Genomic DNA, 213 nt, shown 5'->3' on the forward strand with positions numbered 1-213 from the left:
CAACAGGCCTTAATGGCCAGTATGGTACGTTCCACCTAAGTGCAGATGGACAATGGCATTATGACGTTGACCAGAACAAAGCAACAAAACTAGGAGACGGTGACGAGTATTGGGAGCACTTTACAGTTGAGGCTGTATCTACTGATGGTAGTCATGTCTCGAAAAGTGTATCCGTAGTTGTGCACGGTAATAATGATGCACCGATAGTAGTAC

At 45.1% G+C, this 213-nt stretch carries 1 protein-coding gene; it reads left to right on the forward strand.

Annotated features, from left to right (window positions below; all coding sequences use genetic code 11):
- A partial coding sequence (locus AB4512_RS24875) for a VCBS domain-containing protein (RefSeq protein WP_372176135.1) occupies positions 1-213 on the forward strand: 213 nt, incomplete at both ends.

The sequence above is a fragment of the Vibrio sp. 10N.222.52.B7 genome, from assembly GCF_041474275.1.
Lineage (GTDB): Bacteria > Pseudomonadota > Gammaproteobacteria > Enterobacterales > Vibrionaceae > Vibrio > Vibrio crassostreae_C.